Annotated in this window: 19 protein-coding genes; 4 read left to right on the forward strand and 15 right to left on the reverse strand. The window is 73.4% G+C overall.

From position 1 onward, the window contains the following. Window positions 1–8: 8 nt before the first annotated feature. The 15 genes from GD748_RS02315 to GD748_RS02385 form a co-directional block, all read right to left on the reverse strand. A complete protein-coding gene (locus tag GD748_RS02315) occupies window positions 9–1,595 on the reverse strand; it encodes a flagellar hook-length control protein FliK (RefSeq protein ID WP_152193579.1) in 1,587 nt (528 codons plus the stop codon). Continuing rightward, window positions 1,592–2,317, reverse strand: coding sequence for a C40 family peptidase (locus GD748_RS02320; RefSeq protein WP_193721672.1), 726 nt, complete (start codon window positions 2,315–2,317; stop codon window positions 1,592–1,594). The genes GD748_RS02315 and GD748_RS02320 overlap by 4 nt, the downstream gene beginning before the upstream one ends. Beyond that, window positions 2,314–2,736 (reverse strand): flagellar FliJ family protein, encoded by a 423-nt coding sequence (locus tag GD748_RS02325; RefSeq protein WP_152193580.1) that lies wholly within the window; start codon window positions 2,734–2,736, stop codon window positions 2,314–2,316. Before GD748_RS02325 ends, GD748_RS02320 begins: the two co-directional genes overlap by 4 nt. Further along, window positions 2,733–4,052: a FliI/YscN family ATPase gene (locus GD748_RS02330; RefSeq protein ID WP_152193581.1), complete on the reverse strand. Its 1,320-nt coding sequence runs from the start codon at window positions 4,050–4,052 to the stop codon at window positions 2,733–2,735. Before GD748_RS02330 ends, GD748_RS02325 begins: the two co-directional genes overlap by 4 nt. Then, window positions 4,049–4,771, reverse strand: a complete 723-nt coding sequence (locus tag GD748_RS02335) for a FliH/SctL family protein (RefSeq protein WP_152193582.1) — start codon at window positions 4,769–4,771, stop codon at window positions 4,049–4,051. The genes GD748_RS02330 and GD748_RS02335 overlap by 4 nt, the downstream gene beginning before the upstream one ends. Further along, the gene (gene fliG, locus GD748_RS02340; RefSeq protein ID WP_152193583.1) at window positions 4,761–5,798 is read right to left on the reverse strand and encodes a flagellar motor switch protein FliG; all 1,038 of its coding nucleotides are present in this window, start codon (window positions 5,796–5,798) and stop codon (window positions 4,761–4,763) included. The genes GD748_RS02335 and fliG overlap by 11 nt, the downstream gene beginning before the upstream one ends. Continuing rightward, entirely contained in the window at window positions 5,795–7,369 is a 1,575-nt protein-coding gene (fliF, locus tag GD748_RS02345; RefSeq protein WP_152193584.1) for a flagellar basal-body MS-ring/collar protein FliF, read from the reverse strand. The genes fliG and fliF overlap by 4 nt, the downstream gene beginning before the upstream one ends. After that, the gene (gene fliE / locus GD748_RS02350) at window positions 7,369–7,695 is read right to left on the reverse strand and encodes a flagellar hook-basal body complex protein FliE (RefSeq protein WP_152193585.1); all 327 of its coding nucleotides are present in this window, start codon (window positions 7,693–7,695) and stop codon (window positions 7,369–7,371) included. The genes fliF and fliE overlap by 1 nt, the downstream gene beginning before the upstream one ends. Continuing rightward, window positions 7,695–8,096: a flagellar basal body rod protein FlgC gene (flgC, locus tag GD748_RS02355; RefSeq protein ID WP_152193586.1), complete on the reverse strand. Its 402-nt coding sequence runs from the start codon at window positions 8,094–8,096 to the stop codon at window positions 7,695–7,697. Before flgC ends, fliE begins: the two co-directional genes overlap by 1 nt. Beyond that, complete coding sequence (locus tag GD748_RS02360; RefSeq protein WP_152193587.1) at window positions 8,096–8,437, reverse strand: flagellar basal body rod protein FlgB; 342 nt, start codon at window positions 8,435–8,437, stop codon at window positions 8,096–8,098. Before GD748_RS02360 ends, flgC begins: the two co-directional genes overlap by 1 nt. A 298-nt stretch (window positions 8,438–8,735) precedes the next feature. Further along, the gene (locus GD748_RS02365; protein ID WP_152193588.1) at window positions 8,736–9,077 is read right to left on the reverse strand and encodes a hypothetical protein; all 342 of its coding nucleotides are present in this window, start codon (window positions 9,075–9,077) and stop codon (window positions 8,736–8,738) included. A 154-nt stretch (window positions 9,078–9,231) separates the two neighbouring features. Further along, the gene (gene fliS, locus GD748_RS02370; protein WP_152193589.1) at window positions 9,232–9,699 is read right to left on the reverse strand and encodes a flagellar export chaperone FliS; all 468 of its coding nucleotides are present in this window, start codon (window positions 9,697–9,699) and stop codon (window positions 9,232–9,234) included. Between the two features lie 8 nt (window positions 9,700–9,707). Further along, window positions 9,708–11,153 (reverse strand): flagellar filament capping protein FliD, encoded by a 1,446-nt coding sequence (gene fliD / locus GD748_RS02375; RefSeq protein ID WP_152193590.1) that lies wholly within the window; start codon window positions 11,151–11,153, stop codon window positions 9,708–9,710. Window positions 11,154–11,269: 116 nt separating this feature from the next. Beyond that, a complete protein-coding gene (locus tag GD748_RS02380; RefSeq protein WP_152193591.1) occupies window positions 11,270–12,409 on the reverse strand; it encodes a flagellin N-terminal helical domain-containing protein in 1,140 nt (379 codons plus the stop codon). Between the two features lie 105 nt (window positions 12,410–12,514). Further along, window positions 12,515–13,384, reverse strand: coding sequence for a sigma-70 family RNA polymerase sigma factor (locus tag GD748_RS02385; RefSeq protein ID WP_226920671.1), 870 nt, complete (start codon window positions 13,382–13,384; stop codon window positions 12,515–12,517). 479 nt (window positions 13,385–13,863) lie between these two features. Between GD748_RS02385 and GD748_RS02390 the strand changes: the two genes are divergently transcribed. From GD748_RS02390 to GD748_RS02405, 4 genes are read left to right on the forward strand one after another with little or no spacing between them, the layout of a single operon-like run. Then, complete coding sequence (locus GD748_RS02390; protein WP_152193592.1) at window positions 13,864–14,346, forward strand: flagellar protein FlgN; 483 nt, start codon at window positions 13,864–13,866, stop codon at window positions 14,344–14,346. Between the two features lie 9 nt (window positions 14,347–14,355). After that, window positions 14,356–15,843, forward strand: a complete 1,488-nt coding sequence (gene flgK, locus GD748_RS02395; protein ID WP_152193593.1) for a flagellar hook-associated protein FlgK — start codon at window positions 14,356–14,358, stop codon at window positions 15,841–15,843. A gap of 2 nt (window positions 15,844–15,845) precedes the next feature. Then, complete coding sequence (flgL, locus tag GD748_RS02400; protein WP_152193594.1) at window positions 15,846–16,778, forward strand: flagellar hook-associated protein FlgL; 933 nt, start codon at window positions 15,846–15,848, stop codon at window positions 16,776–16,778. Further along, window positions 16,775–17,185: a flagellar assembly protein FliW gene (locus GD748_RS02405; protein ID WP_152193595.1), complete on the forward strand. Its 411-nt coding sequence runs from the start codon at window positions 16,775–16,777 to the stop codon at window positions 17,183–17,185. The genes flgL and GD748_RS02405 overlap by 4 nt, the downstream gene beginning before the upstream one ends. The last annotated feature ends 1 nt before the right edge of the window (window position 17,186 follow it).

A 17,186-nucleotide genomic window follows, 5' to 3' on the forward strand; every position in this document is an offset into this window, starting at 1 on the left:
GAGGCTCCTCAGGCGAACAGGTCGACGGTGCCGGGGTGGACAGGACGGGGCGACGGCGGAGCGGCGCCGGTGGCGTCACCCGCTCGGGTGGTGCCGCGGGCACCGGTGGGCGCCGGATCACCGGGCTCGTGACCGCGCTGCGAGTCGGCCGCGTCACCGCCGCGCTCCTCCGCGAGCTCGAGGTCGGCGTGCAGACCGGTGGCGGCGAGGTCGCGGCGCAGGTCGGTCAGGGTGACGCGCAGTGCCTCGCGCGCCTGCTCGGTGGCGCCGAGCAGCTCGATGCGCACCCCCTCCGGGGCGATGTGGGCGGTGATCCGCACCGGCCCCAGGTGCTCGGGGTCGATCCGCAGGTTCAGCACGTGGGTACCCTCCGGCGCCGTCCGCAGCCGGGCGAGCGCCGGCGTGAGCTGACCGGCCAGCGGCACGTCGGTCCGCGCCGGCGGCGGGGTCGGCGCCGACGCCGGCTGGGCCGCCGGGGTGGCGGAGGCGGCCGGGGCCGGTGCACCGGCGGCAGCGCTCTGCGCGGCACCGGTCGTCTCTGCGCCGGCAGGCGGGCCGGTGGTCGCCGCGGCACCGGTCGTCGGTGCGGTGAGGGGAGCACCCGCATCCGCCTGCGGCGCGAGCGCGGCGGCACCGGTCAGGGTTCCGCCGGCAGCCGGACCGGCCGGAGCCGGCGCGGCGGCCCCGGACGGCGTGGCCCTCATGTCCGCAACGGCTGTCGCGCCGTCTGCGGGGACGGCCCCGGTGGCCAGCGGGCCGGTAGCACCGGCTCCGCCGGAGGCCGCCGCCCCGAGGTGCGGGGCGGCGGACCCGGGAGCCTCCTGCGCCGCCGACGTCGGCCGTCCGGAGGGTGCCGGGACGACGCCGTTCGGCGCAGGTGTCGGTCCGGCGCTCGCGACGGTGGCCGCCGCGCCGGACGCTGTGGACGGGTGCGCCGCGGAGCTCGCGGTGCCGCCGCCGGTGGTGGTGGTGGTGGTGGCGAGCGCGGCGGGAGCGGTGGCGAGCGCGGCGGGAGCGGTGGCGACCGCTACGGACCCGCCGGCTGCGGCGACGGACCCGCCGGCGCCGGCGACGACCGCTGCGTTCGGCCCGGTGCCTCGTGCGGTGGTCGAGGCCGCTACCGGAGCAACGGCCGCTGCGTCGGGGCCGGTGCCGGCCACCGAGCCGGTCCCCGCACCTGAGCCGGTCCCGCTGCCGGTCGCAGACCCGCTGCCGGTCGCAGTGCCGCTGCCGGCCCCGGCCCTCGGCGCGGTGGCCTCGGCGGCCCTGTCGACCGCCGTGGCGTCGGCGGCGCCGTCGACCGCGGTCGCTCCCGCCGAGCCGGCCGCGTCGCCCTCGGGCTCCTGGCGGGCCGGCTCGGTGACGTGGGGATCCCGGCTGGGTCGGTCGGTCGCCGCGTCGTCGGTGCGCGACGCCCCGGTGCGATCGCTGCGCGAGCGCTCGGCCGCCGGCCGTTCGCTGCTGGCCGACCGCGTGGGTCCCAGCTCGGCGGCGAGGGCACTCTCGAAGGCTGCTCCGCCGTCGCCGCGTGAGGCACCGGGGCCGGCGCCCGGACGGGCCGGCCCGACCATGCCCGGCGTGATCAAGATGCTCACAGCCCACCTGCCGCGAGCTCGACCGCCAGGCGGGAGACGTCCACCGTGCCGGCAGCGGTCTGCGCCGGGCCCCCGGTCGGCAGCACACGACGGATGGTGTCGATGGTGGCGTCGGTCTCGAACATCTCCCGGATCTCGACCTGCTCGCCCGGGCGCGGGGCGTGCAGCAGCTTGTTGTCGCCGAGGTAGATGCCGATGTGCCCGCCCCCGCGGGTGACGATCAGGTCACCGGGCTGGGCCTGGGCGAGGGAGGGGACCTCGGTGCCGATGTGCATCTGCTGGCGGGCTACCCGCGGCACGTCGATCCCCATGTCCTTGAACGCGAGCTGGACCAGGCCGGAGCAGTCGAGGCCGCCCTCGGCGAGGGACTCGCCGCCCCACACGTAGGGCACGCCCAGGTACTTCTTGGCCGACTCCACCAGCGCCGCGCCGGTGCCGGGCTGGGCCGGGCCGCTCGTCGGGCCGGTCGTCGTCGTGCCGGCGGCACCGGCGAGGCCGCCGAGACCCGCGAGGCCCGTCGTCCCGGCGAGACCGGACAGCGCACCTCCGGCGGTGGTGCCGCCGAGCACGGCGGCAGCCTGCTCGGTGGCGACGGCGGCGCTCAGGGTGGAGGCGAAGGCCTGGCCGGAGGTGGCCGAGGCCGCCGTCGGCGGGGAGCTGACGGCCTGGATCTGGCTCTGGATCTCGGCGATCCGGGCGTGCACGGCGGCGATCCCGCTCATCGTTCCTCCTGTCGGGTGGCGCGCTGGACCGCCAGCTCGTCGAGGGTCAGCTGCTCGCTGTGGTTCTCCGCCTCGGTCACCGCGGTGCGGTGCTTCTCGGCGAGCTTCTCCAGGGTGGTGCTGCGCTGGCGGGCGGTGGACCACTCCCCCTGGGCGCGGACCTCCTCGGCGGTGGCCGCGGCGGCCCCGGCCTGGGCGTCGGCCACGGCCGCGCTCCGGGCGGCGCGGGTGGCGACGGACACGCGCCAGGCGGCGGCGTCGCCCCCGACGATCTCGCTGCCGACCAGCAGGCGCTGCGCCTGCTGGGCACGGGCGTCGGCGGCGGCGCGGCGCCGGGTGCGCTCGGCCAGCTCGGCGGCGGCCTGCTCCTCCTGCAGGTCGCGCAGACGCAGCAGCCCGGCGAGGCGGAACCGGCTCATGCCGCCACCCCCATGCTGTGCACCAGCGCGGCGAGCTGCGCCCAGGAGCCGGCGGCCGGTGCGGGCTCGTCCATGCGCTGGCGCAGAAAGGCGTCGATCTGCTCGGTGTGGCTCACCGCCGCGTCCACCCGCGGGTTCGAGCCGGAGACGTAGGCACCGACGTCGAGGAGGTCCTGGGCCTGGCGGCGGGCCGCGAGCACGGAGCGCAGCGCGGTGGCCAGGGCCCGCTGCTGCGGGTCGGTCACCCGGGAGGCGACCCGGGAGACGGAGGCGACGGCGTCCACCGACGGGTAGTGCCCGACGACGGCGAGCTTGCGGTCCAGGACCACGTGGCCGTCGAGGATGGAGCGGGCGCTGTCGGCGATCGGCTCGTTGTGGTCATCGCCGTCGACGAGCACCGTGTAGATGCCGGTGACCGAGCCGGTCCGGCCCGTGCCTGCCCGCTCCAGGAGCTGGGCGAGCATCGAGAACGTCGACGGCGGGTACCCGCGGGTGGCGGGCGGCTCGCCGACCGAGAGGCCGATCTCGCGCTGCGCCATGGCGGCCCGGGTGAGGGAGTCCATCATCAGGACCACGTGCGAGCCGCCGTCGCGGAAGTGCTCCGCGATCCGCGTGGCGGTGAAGGCGGCGCGCAGGCGGACAACGGGCGGCTCGTCGGAGGTGGCGACGACGACGACGGAGCGGGCCAGACCCTCGGGGCCGAGGTCGTCCTCGAGGAACTCGCGGACCTCACGGCCGCGCTCCCCGACCAGGGCGATGACGGAGACCTCGGCCTCGGTGCCGCGGGCGACCATCGACAGCAGGGACGACTTGCCGACGCCGGAGCCGGCGAACAGGCCGATGCGCTGGCCCCGGCCCACGGTCACCAGGGTGTCCAGCACCCGGACACCGAGCTCGAGCGAGGTGTCGACCCGCGCCCGGTCCAGGGCTCCGGGCGCCTGCCCGGCGACCGGCACGTGCTCGGAGGTGACGATGGGTCCGCGGCCGTCGATCGGCCGGCCCAGGCCGTCCACGACCCGGCCGAGCAGTGCGTGCCCCACGGGCACCGACAGCGGCGTGCCGGTCGAGCGCACCGGGGCGCCGACGCGCAGCCCGTCGAGGGAGCCGAGCGGCATGCAGCGCGCGCCGGATCCCTCCAGGGCCACCACCTCCGCGCCGATGGTCCCGGCGCCGGACTCGATGTCGACGAGGTCGCCGACCGCGCAGGACAGCCCGGCCACGTCCACGGAGAGCCCGACGACGGAGCGGACGGTCCCGACCCGCTGCGGTGCGGCGGCGGCGACGGCCCGCTCCCACCGGGTGGTCGCCACGCTCACCGGTCCACCCCCAGGGCGGTCCGGGCACGCTCGACGGCGGTACCCAGACGCGCGTCGAGGTAGCCGGCCTCGAGCTCGCCGACCGCCTCGCCGCGCGCGAGCGACGCGTCGGCGACGAGCTCGATCCCGGCGGGCACGGCCAGGTCCGCGTCGGTCGCGGACACGACCAGCTCGTGGTCCGCCGGGTGCAGCCGCACCCGCACGACGTCGGCGCCGTGCGGCTCGGCCAGGGCACGGGCCAGGGCGGTCCGCGCGGCGGTGGGGCCGTCGGCAAGCTCGGCGCCGAGCAGCGCCTCCGCGAGCTCGACGGCGGCGCGCGCGAGGGTCTGGGTGGCCTCGGCCACCACGGGGACGGACCGGTCGCGCGCGGCGTCCGCGGCCCGGGCCAGGGCGGCGAGTGCGGCCTCGGCGTCCGCTGCCCGGCCGGCGGCACGGACCGCCTCGACCTCGGCGGCCCTGCGCTGCTCGACCGCCGCGGCACGGGCCGCGGCCCGGGTGCCGGCCGCCCACCCGGCCGCGTAGCCGGAGCTGTACCCGCTGGCCGACTCGGTGGTGGGCTGCTGGGCGGCGACGGGCGCCGGGACGAAGCTGGCGCCGTCGTCCTCGGGTGCGGGCTCAGCGGGCCGGAAGGCGAGCGGGACGAACGTGGCGCCGTCGTCCTCGGGCGCGGTCTCCGTGGCGCGCAGGGCCAGCGGGAGGAAGGCGGTCTCAGGAGACATAGTCGTCCTCGCCCTCGCGGCGGATGACGATCTGACCGCTCTCCTCGAGCGTGCGGATGACCGTGACGATGGCGCCGCGGGCCTCCTGGACCTCGGAGACGCGCACCGGGCCGGCCATCTCCATCTCCTCGGCGAGGTTCTCCCGGGCACGCTCGGAGAGGTTGCGCCGGGTCTTGTCGGAGACGGTCGTCGGGGCGCCCTTGAGCGCCAGGGCGAGGGTGGAGATCTCGGTCTGGCGCAGCACGAGCTGCACGGCGCGGTCGTCGAGCAGGATGATGTCCTCGAACGTGAACATCAGGCCGCGCACCTCGTCGGCAAGCGCGGCGTCACGCTCGCCCAGGCCCTCGAGGATCTGCTTCTCGGTGCCCGGGTCGGAGCGGTTGAGGATCTCCACCAGCGGCTGCACCCCGCCGACGGCGGTGAGGTCGCCGGAGCTGAGCACGCTGGTCGCCTTGTGCTGGAGGTTGTCGGCCACGATGGCCACCACCTCCGGGGAGGCGCGCTCCATCAGGGCGATGCGGTGGGCGACGTCGGAGCGCAGCTCGGGCGTGAGGCCCGCCAGGATCGCCGAGGCCCGGTCCGGGCGCAGGTGCGCGAGCACCAAGGCCACGGTCTGCGGGTGCTCGCCGGCGATGAGGGACTGCACCTGCCGGGCGTCGGCGTGCTGGAGGAAGTCGAACGGCTGCCCGGCCATCATGGTGGAGAGCCGGTCCAGCACCCCGGCGGCACGCTCGGCGCCGAAGGACGCCTCGAGCAGACGCTGGGCGTACTCGAGGCCGCCGTGCCCGATGGTCGGCTCACCGGTGGTGACCTGACGGTGGAACTCGCTCACCACGGCGTCGGCGGTGGAGGCGGGAACCTCCTCCATCCGGACGATCTCGGCGGTGATCTCCTCGACCTCGGAGGGGCTGAGTTCGGCGAGGACCTTCGCGGCGCGCTCGTGGCCGATCTGCAGCAGCACGACGGCCGCCTTCTGCGCGCTGGTCAGCGTCCCGGAGGCGCCCGTGGGGGCGAGCTGGGTGCTCATCGGCGCACCGCCAGCCACTCGCGCAGCTGCTTGGCCACGACCGCCGGGTCGGCCGTCGCCAGCGCGGCGATCTCGGCGCGGGCGTCGTCGGCGGCGGTGGGCTGCCGGGCGGCCAGGGCGGCCGGGACCGGCGGCGCGTCGAGCGCCATTGTCTCGTCACCGGTGGTGAGCTCGCCGAAGCTCTCGGCCTCGAGCAGGCGCAGCTCGGCGAGGTCGATCTCCTCCCGGCGCTCGCGCCGGGCGCGGCGGACCATGACCGCGATGACCAGCACCACGACCAGGGCGACGGCGGCGATGATCAGCTGACGCAGGAGGGCGGCCTCGCGCTCGGCCTCGGCCGCCTCCTCGGCGGCGGTCAGCGCCTCCTCGGCGGCCTCGGCGGCGGAGGAGTCGAAGGCCATGCGGGAGACCTCGACGACGTCGCCGCGCTCGGCGTCGATGCCGGCGGCGGCCGTGACCATGCGCTCGAGCGTCAGCAGGTCGATACCGGCGCCGGCCTGGGCGTCGACGATCACCGAGACCGACTGACGGCTGACGCCGCCCGGGTTGATCGTGGTCTGCTCGGTGACCTTGTTGACCGGGTTGTTGAGCACCGAGTCCTCGCGGGTGTAGGTGCCGTCCTCCGCGCCCTCGTTGGGCACGGCGATGTTGTCGGGCCCGAGGACGCCGCCGACCACCTGGCCGCCGCCGGTGTACTCCTCGGTGCTGGTGGACTCCGACAGCGGCGGGGCCCCCTCGGCCGGGGTGAAGGTCTCCGTGACGCGCTCGGTGGCGTCGCGGCTGAACTCTGCCTGGACGGCGACCACGGCGTTGCCCGGGCCGACGACCTGGTCGAGCATCGCCTGGACGGCGCCGCGGACACCGTCCTCGTAGTCGGAGTCACCCCCGCCGCCTGGTCCGCCGGCGCCGGTCGCGGTCAGGACGCTGCCCTCGGCGTCGATGACGGAGACCCCGGTGGGCTCCATGTGCGGGACGGAGGAGGAGACGAGGTTGACCACCGCCTGCACGGCGTTGTTGTCCATCGTGGCGCCGGTCTCGAGCTGGACGAACACGGACGCGGTGGGGTCGACCGCGCGGTCGACGAAGACGCTCTCCTCGGGCAGGGCCAGGTGCACGGTGGAGGTGTTGACGCCGTTGATGGACTCGATGGTGCGGGCCAGCTCACCCTCCAGCGCCCGCTGGTAGGTGACCTGCTGCTGGAAGTCCGAGCTGGTCATGGACATGTCGTCGAGCAGGGAGTAGCCGTCCTGGGAGGTGGGCAGCCCGGAGGCGGCCAGGGAGATCCGCAGGTCGTAGAGCTGCTCGGCGGGCACCAGGACCGTCGAGCCGCCGGCGGCCAGCTCGTAGGTGACGCCCTCGGCCTCGAGCTGGTCGACGACGGCGGACGCGTCCTCGGCGGAGAGGTTGGTGAAGACCGGGCTCAGGGTGGGGCGGCTGGTCCAGGTCACCAGGGCCGCGACGCCGAGCGCGAGGACGGCCAGCCCCAGGATGACGAGGGTGCGCTGGGGCAGGCTGAACTCGTCCCAGGTCTTCTTGAGGCGTCCGAAGAAGCCGGTGACCGCGGCGGGCATCAGGCCTGCATCCGCATGATCTCGTTGAAGGCGTCGACCGCCTTGTTGCGGATCGCGGCGGTCAGCTCGAGGGCGACGGCGGCCTCGGTGGAGGCGATGGTGTAGTCGTGCACGTCGGCGAGGTCACCGGTGACGGCCCGGATGCCGAGCTCGGTCTTGGCCTGCTGCGCGGCGGACAGCCCGTCAACGGCCGCGGCGAGGGACGCACCGAAGGAGGCTCCGCCGTCGGACGAGCGCGGTGCGCCCGGCTCGAGGATGTCGGCGAGGGACGTGGTCGGCGCCGTGGGAACGGTGGGGAGGATGCCCCCGATGGAGGGTACGGACATCAGTTCTTCCCGATCTGCAGGGCGGCGGTGTAGGACTCCTTGGCGCGGTCCACCACGGCGGCGTTCGCCTGGTAGCCGCGCTGGGCCATGATCAGCTGCGTCATCTGGGAGGCCATGTCGATGTCCGGGTAGCGCACGTACCCGTCCTCGTCGGCGAGCGGGTGGTCCGGCTCGTGGACCAGGCGGCCCTCGGCGTCGCCGAGCTCGATGCCGGCCACCTGCACGCCGGCGGGCTCGCCGTACTCGACGCTCTGCGCGACCACGTAGCGGGCCTGGAACGCGTCGTCGGTGGTGGCGCTGACGGTGGACATGTTCGCGAGGTTGTCGCTGACGGCGTCGAGCCACTTCCGGCTGACGGTCATGCCGGTGCCGGCGATGCCGATCGCGTCGAACGTGGGCATCAGCTGGTCCTCATCGCCGTGCGGATGGCGCTGAAGGAGCCGTCGACCGAGCGGATGGCCAGCTGGTACCGCAGGTTCGTGTCGACGTTGGACAGCGTCTCGGTGTCGAGGTTGACGTTGTTGCCGTCCGGACGGGTGGGCTCGAGCGAGCGCTCGACGGTGCCGCGGACCGAGCCGTCACCGCGCTCGACGGCGGCCGCGAGCTCGTCCTCGAAGGAGACCCGGCCGGCGAGGAAACCCGGGGTCTGGGCGTTGGCGATGTTGTCGGCGATGACACGCTGGCGCAGCGAGAGCGCGTCGAGCGCACTCCTCATGGCCACCGATCCCACGGAGTCGAACACGGCAGAGCCCCATCTGTGACGCGGGTGTGTCGGCCGATCCATGGCCTGCTCGGTGAGCGATCCGTGCTCGCCCTCAACGATCGGCAGGCCCGAGAAGGTGTTGAGAGGTTTATGGGGAGTTCTCCCCATCCAGTCCGGTGGCGCCTCTGCCGCCGTGGTGGTAAAGCCGCCGTCGACCTGGTGCCGGGCCGTTGTCCGGGGCAGGCGCCCGGCCCACCGTCGGGTCGGTGCCGGCGCCGACGTCGGGCCGGTGTCTGGGGTACGCCGTCGGGGCGCGCTGGGTTACTCGACGTCCACGTCAGCCTGCCATGTCGACGTAGACGGGACGGGCGGGGCCGTTGGCGCGCATGGCCTGGACGGCCCGGGCCTGGCGACGGCCCATGCTCGCGGCCTCGGTGACCTGCCGGGCGACCTCGAGCTGTCGCGCGAGCAGCTCCTCGGCGCGGGTGCGCAGGGCGGCAGGCAGGGGGCCGAGTCCGCCGGGCGGCGTCCACGGGTCACGGCCGGCCGGGACGTGGTCGCCGGTGAGCGACCGCTCGGCCTCGTCCACGTCGACCTCGAGCGCGGTCAGCGCGGCAACCCAGCGCTCGTGGAACAGGTCGTCAGAGGCGGGGCCGCTCGTCGCCGGTCGGGAAGTCACAGAGCCGGCCGGGGCGGGGCGGCTCGTGGTCGGAAGAGGTGTCACGGAATCAGCCGGGGCGGGTGCGGCTGCCGGTGCGTCGATGCCGTTCCCGGCGGTGGACCGGGCAGGACCGTCCGACGTCTGATCGTCGACGGCGGGACGTCCCGCCGTGTCAGGCGACACCGAGCTCCCCGATCCGCCGGTCCGTGGCCGCGTCGGCCGCCCGCGGCGCGGCGGCAGGAGCCGCTGGGACCGCGGCGCCGTTCGCCGTCGTCGAGGCGGCAGCCTCGTGCCAGGCGTCGCGCAGCGGGATCAGCAGGTCGCGGCAGGCGGTGACGCGGGCGGCGTCGCGGGCGATGTTCGCGCTGACCAGCTCGACGAAGATGTAGTTGTACAGGTCCATCAGCCCGCGGGCGCCGTCCCAGGCGTCGAGGTCCAGGCTGGCGCGCAGCTCGTGGATGATGTCCTGGGCGTGGTTGAGGTGGGTGTTGACGGCGGCCCGGTCGTCGGCCGCGATGGCGGCGATCCCCCGGTCGAGGTCGAGGACCAGCCGGTCGTAGAGCATGGTCAGGAGCTTGGCGGGCGTGGCGGTGGCGACGGCCTCGGCGCGGAAGCGGTTGAGCAGAGCGGCCTGGTTCATGGTGACCCCTAGTCCTTCGTGTTCCACTGCGGCAGGCCCGAGAGCTGGCTGGTGAGCCAGTCGGACTGCGACTGCAGCTGAGAGAGGGTGACCTCGAGCTGGGCGTACGTGCGCTCGAGGCCGATGCGGCGGGTGGCGAGGCGGTTGTCCCACTCGGCGATCTGCGCGCCGAGGTCCTTGACCCGCCCCTCCTGCGAGGTGAGCTGGAGGCTGAGCGTGCCGTCGATCGGGTCCGAGGCGCCGTCCGCGACGTCGGCGACGCGCTGGGCGATGGCGGCGACGAGGGCCTGCGTGCCCTCGGGATCGGCGGCGAGCGCGGCGGCGAAGGCCTCCTCGTCGAAGGTGAGCTCGCCGGAGCGCTCGAGGGTGATGCCGACCTCGGCGGGCGAACGCCCGTCCACCGGCATGGAGATCGCCGAGCGGACCTGGTCCGAGAGACCGCGCACGGCGCTGTTGCCCGAGAGGATGCCGCCGGTGACGACCTCGCGGCCGTCGTCCGAGGTGGAGGTCGTGGCACTGGTGCGCGAGGCGATCTCGGCGAGCACGAGGTTCACGTTGTTGATGAGTCCGGAGACCATCTTGGTGGACGCGGCGTCGTCGCGCTCCACGGTGAGCGTGACCGGCTCGTCCCCCTCGGCGGCGACCTCGCTGACGGTGAAGCTGACGCCCGGCAGGACCTCGGCGAAGCTGTTGGTGCCGCTGGTGAGGGTGATGTACTCCTCGCCCTCGGCGAGGGTCGCGTCCGGCCAGAGGGTGATCTGGGCGTCCTGCGCCTTGACGGCTGCGGTGGTGCTGTCGACGAGGCGGGCCGCGCCGGCGGAGCCCAGGTCGTTGCCGTCGGAGTCGATGTGGCCGTTGGCGACGGCGTCGCCGGCGTACACCTCGAACGCGTTGGACTCGCCGGTCACGCCGGAGAGCTGGAGCCGGTACTCGGGCTCCCCGCCGTCGACGGCGTTGCCGACGCGGACGGCGACGGCGCTGAGGCCGAGGTCCTTGACCTTGTTGATGGCCTCCGCCATCTCGGTGGCGGAGCTGCCGGTCGCCTCGATGGTGAAGATCTCGCCGCCGCGCACCACCGTCAGGGTGGGGGGCGTGCCGAGGTCGACGCCGGGTGCGGCCAGGTTCGTCATCGAGACCTGGCCGGTGGCGAGCCGGTCGACCTTGAGCTGGAGCGTGGAGGGCTGGGCGCCGGTGCCCGCCGTGGCGGTGACGGAGTCCGCGGACGAGGTGACGGTCTGCTTGGTCCAGGACTCGGCCGAGGCGGCGTCCGTGGCCGAGGTGGCGAGGGAGGCGACCTTGGTGTTGAGCGCCTGCAGGGCGTTGACGATCCGCGACGCCTCGGAGGACTTGTTCTTCAGGAGGGTCTGCGGGGCGGCCTCGAGCTGCATGAGGCTGTTGATCAGGCTGGTGGTGTCCAGGCCGCTGATCAGGCCGTCGATGGCCAGGCTCGACATCGGTCCGCCTTCCGTGGTGGGGATGGTCCTGCTTGTGCGGCCGGCGGCCTGTCCGGGTGGACAGGCCGCCGGTCGCGATCATGCTCCGTGCGCTACCGGGCTGCGCCCGGCGATGATCACTGCAGGAGCTGGAGGATGCCCTGCGGGATCTGGTTGGCCTGGGCGAGCATCGCGGTGCCGGCCTGGGACAGGATCTGCGAGCGGGTGAAGCTCGCCATCTCCTGAGCCATGTCGGTGTCACGGATGCGGGACTCCGAGGCGGACAGGTTCTCGATCGACACGTTGAGGCTGTTGATCGTGTGGTCGAGGCGGTTCTGCTTGGCACCGAGGTCTGCACGCACGTCCGAGACGGTCTGGATGGCGGCGTCGAGGACGCCGATAGCCGCCTCGCCGCCGGAGGTGCCCGAGTCCGCAGCGTAGGTCGCCGTGAGCCCGGCGATGGTGACGTCGGTCTCGGCTGCGCCGCTGGGACCAGTGATCGTGACGCCGCCGAACTCGTCGACCTTGGCGCTGAGCTGCGTACCCGACAGCTGACGGTCGAACGCCTGCTGCGTCAGAGCGTGGTTCTTTGCCGCATCGGTGGACGTGCCGCCGGTCGCCCACCCGGTCAGGTCGATCTCGTGCGTGGAGCCGTTGTGAGCAATCGTGATCGCGGTGGCGGGCGCGGTCGCGGCAGCGAAGTCGACCGAACCGGGGCCGGCGGTCCAGGTCGCCGAACCGGACTCGACGTCGATGGCGTCGACACCGAGACCCGCAGCGCTCATCGACTGCGTCACGTCCACGTCGATCTTCTCGCCGGCGTTGGCCCCCACCTGGAAGGTGCCGCTGTAGGTGCCGTCGAGGAGGTTGGTCCCGTTGAACTGGGTGGTGTCCGCGATCCGGGTCAGCTCGGCCTTGAGCTCGTCGAGCTCGGTCTGGATGTTGCCCTTGGCGTCGGCGCTCAGACCACCGGTGTTGGCGGCCTGGACGGACAGGTCACGCATCCGCTGGAGGATGGCGTGCGTCTCGGTGAGCGCACCCTCAGCGGTCTGGACGACGGAGATGCCGTCCTGGGCGTTGCGGACGGCCACCTGGAGACCGCCGACCTGCGAGCGCAGGCCCTCGGAGATGGCCAGGCCGGCGGCGTCGTCGGCCGCGCGGTTGATGCGGAAACCGCTGGAGAGCTTCTCCAGGGAGGAGCTCAGGTCGTTCTGGGTGGAGGCGAGGTTGCGGTACGCGTTCGTCGCCGCGATGTTGTTGTTGACAGAGAATGCCATGGCTCTTCTTCTTCCTGAAGACGGTTCTTGAAACAGCCCATCCGTGGGCAGTCACCGGCTAGATCGGCCGGGAACCAGGAAGTGTGAGGAGTTTGGCGAAGGTTTTCAGACGGCGTCGGCGACCAGCGACGGACGCTCGGCACGAACGCGCGACTCCGCGCTCCGTGACGCCGCACCGGCGGCCCGCTCGGCCACCGCTGCGTAGTAGGCCTGCCGACGGCGCTCGGCCACACCGGGCGCCGGTGCCGGCGCCGGCGCCAGCTCGGGGGCGAGGGAGGAGTTGATGCCGTCCTTGAGCATGCTGAGCGCCTGAGAGCGCAGCTGGCTGATCCGGGACTGCGTGACGCCCAGCTCCGCCGCGAGCTCGACGACCGGCCGGTCGTGGAAGAACAGCTCCTCCACCACCTGGCGCAGCCGATCCGGCAGCTCGACCACCGCGGCGGCGAGGTAGTGCAGCTTCTCGTCGACGAGCAGCCGCTCCTCCGGGCCGAGCGCGTCGCTGCTGAGGGTGCCGGCGACGTTCGAGTCGTCAGCCTCCAGGGAGAGCACCCGACGCTCGGCGTCGCCGCGGATCGCCTCGACCTCGGCCGCGTCGATGTCCATCGCGGCCGCGAGCTCCTCACGGGTGGGCTTCCGGCCGAGTGCGGCAGTGAGGCTGTCCGAGGTCGCGGTCAGCTGACGGGCACGCTGCCGCGCGCCGCGGGAGGCCCAGTCCATCCCGCGCAACTCGTCGACGATCGCACCGCGGACCCGCACGGCCGCGTACCGGCCGAACGGGACCCCGAGCTCGGGGTCGAAGGCGCGGGCGGCCTGCACCAGGGCGAGCGACCCGGCCGCCGCCAGCTCGTCGCGCTGCACATGAGCGGGGACGCGACGGATCATCTCGCTCACGTGGTAGCCCACCACGGGGAGGTGCTCGACGATGAGTTGGTCCTGCTCGGCGAGCTCGTCCTGCTCGGTGCGGCGGATCGTCACGTGTCAGGCTCCATCGAGAAGTCCGCGCGGGTCTGACCCGAACATGGACTGGCGGTCAACAACAACAGTGCCCGAACCGGGATGTCCGAAAATACGGGACACCACGTCGTCACGGATCTCGCCGTCCCCCGAGGGCCATGATCTTCAGACAAGCGGACGATCCCATACCGCAAAGGTCTACGGCAAGCATCTCGAGCAAGAATGTTGCGCGCATCACACGAGATTCGACTCAACTCCACCGCTCGGATACCGAATGTTTACGTTCTCAGAGTCATTTCGATGAGGTACTGGGCGGGGCAGGTCCGACGACGCCGGCACGGCATCTCGTGCGGGGCCGGCGACCAGCGGGCGGGCGCCGGTACGCGTACGCCGTCGCCCGCGGCGTAGCCTGAACCGACCGGCAGTTCCTCTCACAACGGCCGATTCCTGGTCGATGATCTGAGTACGACCGCAACGACCCAGCGAGCACGGAGGTGGACATGACCTTGAAGGCCCTGTCAGACATCCTCTGGCGCGAGCGCGAGCTCCTCGAGCAGCTCGTGTTCAAGCTCGAGGTCGAGCAGCTGCTGCTCACCAGCGGACGAACCACGCGGCTCCCGCTCGCCACGCGCGAGGTCGAGCACGTCCTCGAGCTGATCCGCGAGGCGGAGCTCGGTCGCGCAGCCGAGATCGACGCGCTCACCGGCACCCTGGGCGTCGACCCCGACGCCTCGCTGCTGGAGCTCGCCCGGACGGCGCCGGCCCCCTGGGACGGGATCCTCTCCGAGCACCGGGAAGCCTTCATCCGGATCACCGGCGAGATCTCCGACCTCGCCCAGAGCAACCGCGACCTCCTCAGCAGCTCCCACCGGGCGACGCAGGAGACGCTGATGGGTCTGCACGAGAGCGTGCAGACGTACGACCCCACCGGAGCCACCACGCCGCCCTCCGCCGGCGCACAGCTGCTCGACGAGACCTCCTGAGGAACGCCGATGAGTACCTTCTCCGGCCTGAACGGCGCCCTTTCGGCCCTGATCGCCCACCGACAGGCGATCGACGTCGCCGGGCAGAACATCGCCAACGTCAACACGCCGGGCTACACGCGTCAGCGCGCCAACCTGCAGGGCCTCGAGGGCTCGGCGGCGGTCTCTTTCGCGGGCACCGGCAACGCCGTCAACGGCGGCGTCCAGGTGCTCTCGATCGACCGGCTCGGCGACATCTTCCTCGACGCTCGGCTCCGGCAGGAGACGTCCTCGTCCGCCCACCTCGCCACCGTCGCCCAGGCGTTGTCGCTGGTGGAGACGACGCTCGCCGAGCCCGGTGAGAACGGACTGGCCGCCCAGCTGTCCGAGTTCTTCACGTCCTGGGAGGACGTGGCCAACCGCCCGGACGACCCGGCCGCCCGGGCGGTCCTCCTCGAGAACGCCACCTCGCTCGTCACCCGCATCGCTACCGGCTACCGCGACGTCGCCTCCCAGTGGGACTCCGCCCGCGCCCAGGCCGACGCCGTCGCCGTCGAGGTGAACACCGCCGCGGACGCCGTCGCCGACCTCAACGCCCGCATCCGGGCCGTCACCGTCTCCGGCGGCAGCCCGAACTCCCTGATGGACGAGCGCGCCCAGCTGCTGACCGCCCTGTCCTCGCTGGTCGGCGGCGAGGTCCGCCACCACGACGACGGCACGGTCGACGTCATGGTCGGCGGCAACGCCCTGGTGCGCGGTGACTCGGCCAACCACATCACGGTGCAGGGCGCCCACAACTTCGACGGCCTGACCGGGTGGACCGCGGGAGACGCCGTCGACCCGCACAGCGGTCCGGTGCGGCTCGCGTGGGCCGAATCCGGCTCCCCCATCACTGCCGGCGGCGGGCGCCTCTCCGGCCTGCTCACCGTCCTCGCACCGGCAGACGCCGACGGCAACGGCGGCGTCCTCGCGGGGGTGGCCGCCGGGTACGACAGGGTGGCCGAGAAGCTCGCGACGTCGGTCAACTCGCTCCACCGCGGCGCGCTGCGGACCGACGGAACGACAGAGGGCGGAGACTTCTTCAGCGGCTTCCCGGAAGATGGCGCCCTGCCCGCCGAGCTGGCCGCCCTGCCCGCCGCGCTGCGCCTGGGCGTTGCGATCACGGACCCGATGCACATCGCCGTCGCCGATCCGGCCAACGGGCCCCTGGACGGGTCGGTCGCGGACCGGATCTCCCAGCTCACCAACGAGACCGGCAGTGCGAGCGAGATCTGGTCGCAGGCCGTGGTGGACCTCGGCGTGCAGACCCGTACCGCCGGCCAGCGGGCCGCCAACGCCGAGACCACCCGGGCGGTGGCCGAGGGACTCATGCTCTCGCAGGCCGGGGTGAACCTGGACGAGGAGACGGTCAACCTGCTCGCCAGCCAGCGCGCCTACGAGGCTGCGGCCCGCGTGCTCACCACCATCGACCAGACCCTCGACACACTCATCAACCGCACCGGCGTGGTCGGGAGGTAGCCATGATCGGACGCATCACGCAGCAGGGCATGCAGCAGGCGACGCTGCGGCACCTGCAGAGCAACCTCTCACGGATGTCGGAGCTGCAGCAGCAGGCGTCCTCGGGCAAGGCGATCACCAAGCCCTCCGACGACCCGGCCGGCACCGTCGACGCCATGCGCATCCGCGGCGACCAGCGGGCGACGGCGCAGCACGCCCGCAACGCGGCCGACGCCGTCGGCTGGCTGAGCACCGTCGACACCGCGCTGCTCTCCTCCACCTCGCTGCTGCGCCAGGCCCGCGACCTCACCGTGCAGGGCGCCAGCTCCGGCTCGCTGAGCCAGACCGCCCGGGACGCGCTCGCGGCCGAGCTGGACGCGACGGCCGAGGCGCTACGGGCACAGGCCAACGCGACCTACCTCGGCCGGTCCGTCTTCGCCGGGACGTCGAACGCGGGCGAGGCGTTCACCATGACCGAGACCGTGATCGACGCGGGCACGCCCGACGAGCGCACGGTCCCGGTCTACACGTTCACCGGCGCGGGGACCGGCGGCGTCGAGCGTCGGATCGCCGACAACACCACCGTCCGGGTCGACTCCGACGGCGCTACGGTGTTCGGCAACGGCGACGAGTCGGTCTTCGCCCTGCTCGGGAACATCGCGGCCGACCTGCGGAACGGGGTGGACGTGGGCGGACGGCTCAGCGAGATCGACACGCGGATGGACGCCATGCTCGGCGAGGTGGCCGCCATGGGCACGCGCTACAAGCAGGTCCTCGAGGCGCAGGAGGCCATCTCCGCCCGCGAGGTCACCCTGCAGAGCCAGCTCACCAGCGTGGAGGACGTCGACCTCGCCGAGACGATCGTGCAGCTGAAGATGCAGGAGGTCGCCTACCAGGCCGCCCTCAGCGCCACCCAGCGCACCCTTCAGCCGAGCCTGCTGGACTTCCTGCGATGAGCACCCCGACCACCGAGACGGGCACCACCGGCACCGAGCTGACCTTCACCACTCCCCCGCCCGGCCTCGGCGACCTGCACCGCTTCGTGCTGACGCCGCTGGACGCCTCCGGTCAGCTGTTCACCCTGCGCAGCAAGGAGTCGCCCGAGACGCGGCTCTTCCTGCTCGACCCGGCGCCCTTCTTCCCCGGCTACACGCCCGAGCTCGACGCCGAGGCCCTGGCCGAGCTGGGTCTCGACGGCGCGGCCCCGACCGTCCTCGTCGTCGTCCACCCCGCCGCCGGCGAGATCCCGCACACCGCGAACCTGCTCGCCCCGGTGCTGGTCAACGCCACCACCGGTGCCGCCGTGCAGACCGTGCTCGACGGCGACCAGTGGCCGCTGCGGGCACCGCTCGTCGCCGCCTGAG

Origin of the sequence: Georgenia subflava (genome assembly GCF_009193155.1) — a bacterium.
In the GTDB taxonomy this organism is placed as follows: Bacteria; Actinomycetota; Actinomycetes; order Actinomycetales; family Actinomycetaceae; genus Georgenia; species Georgenia subflava.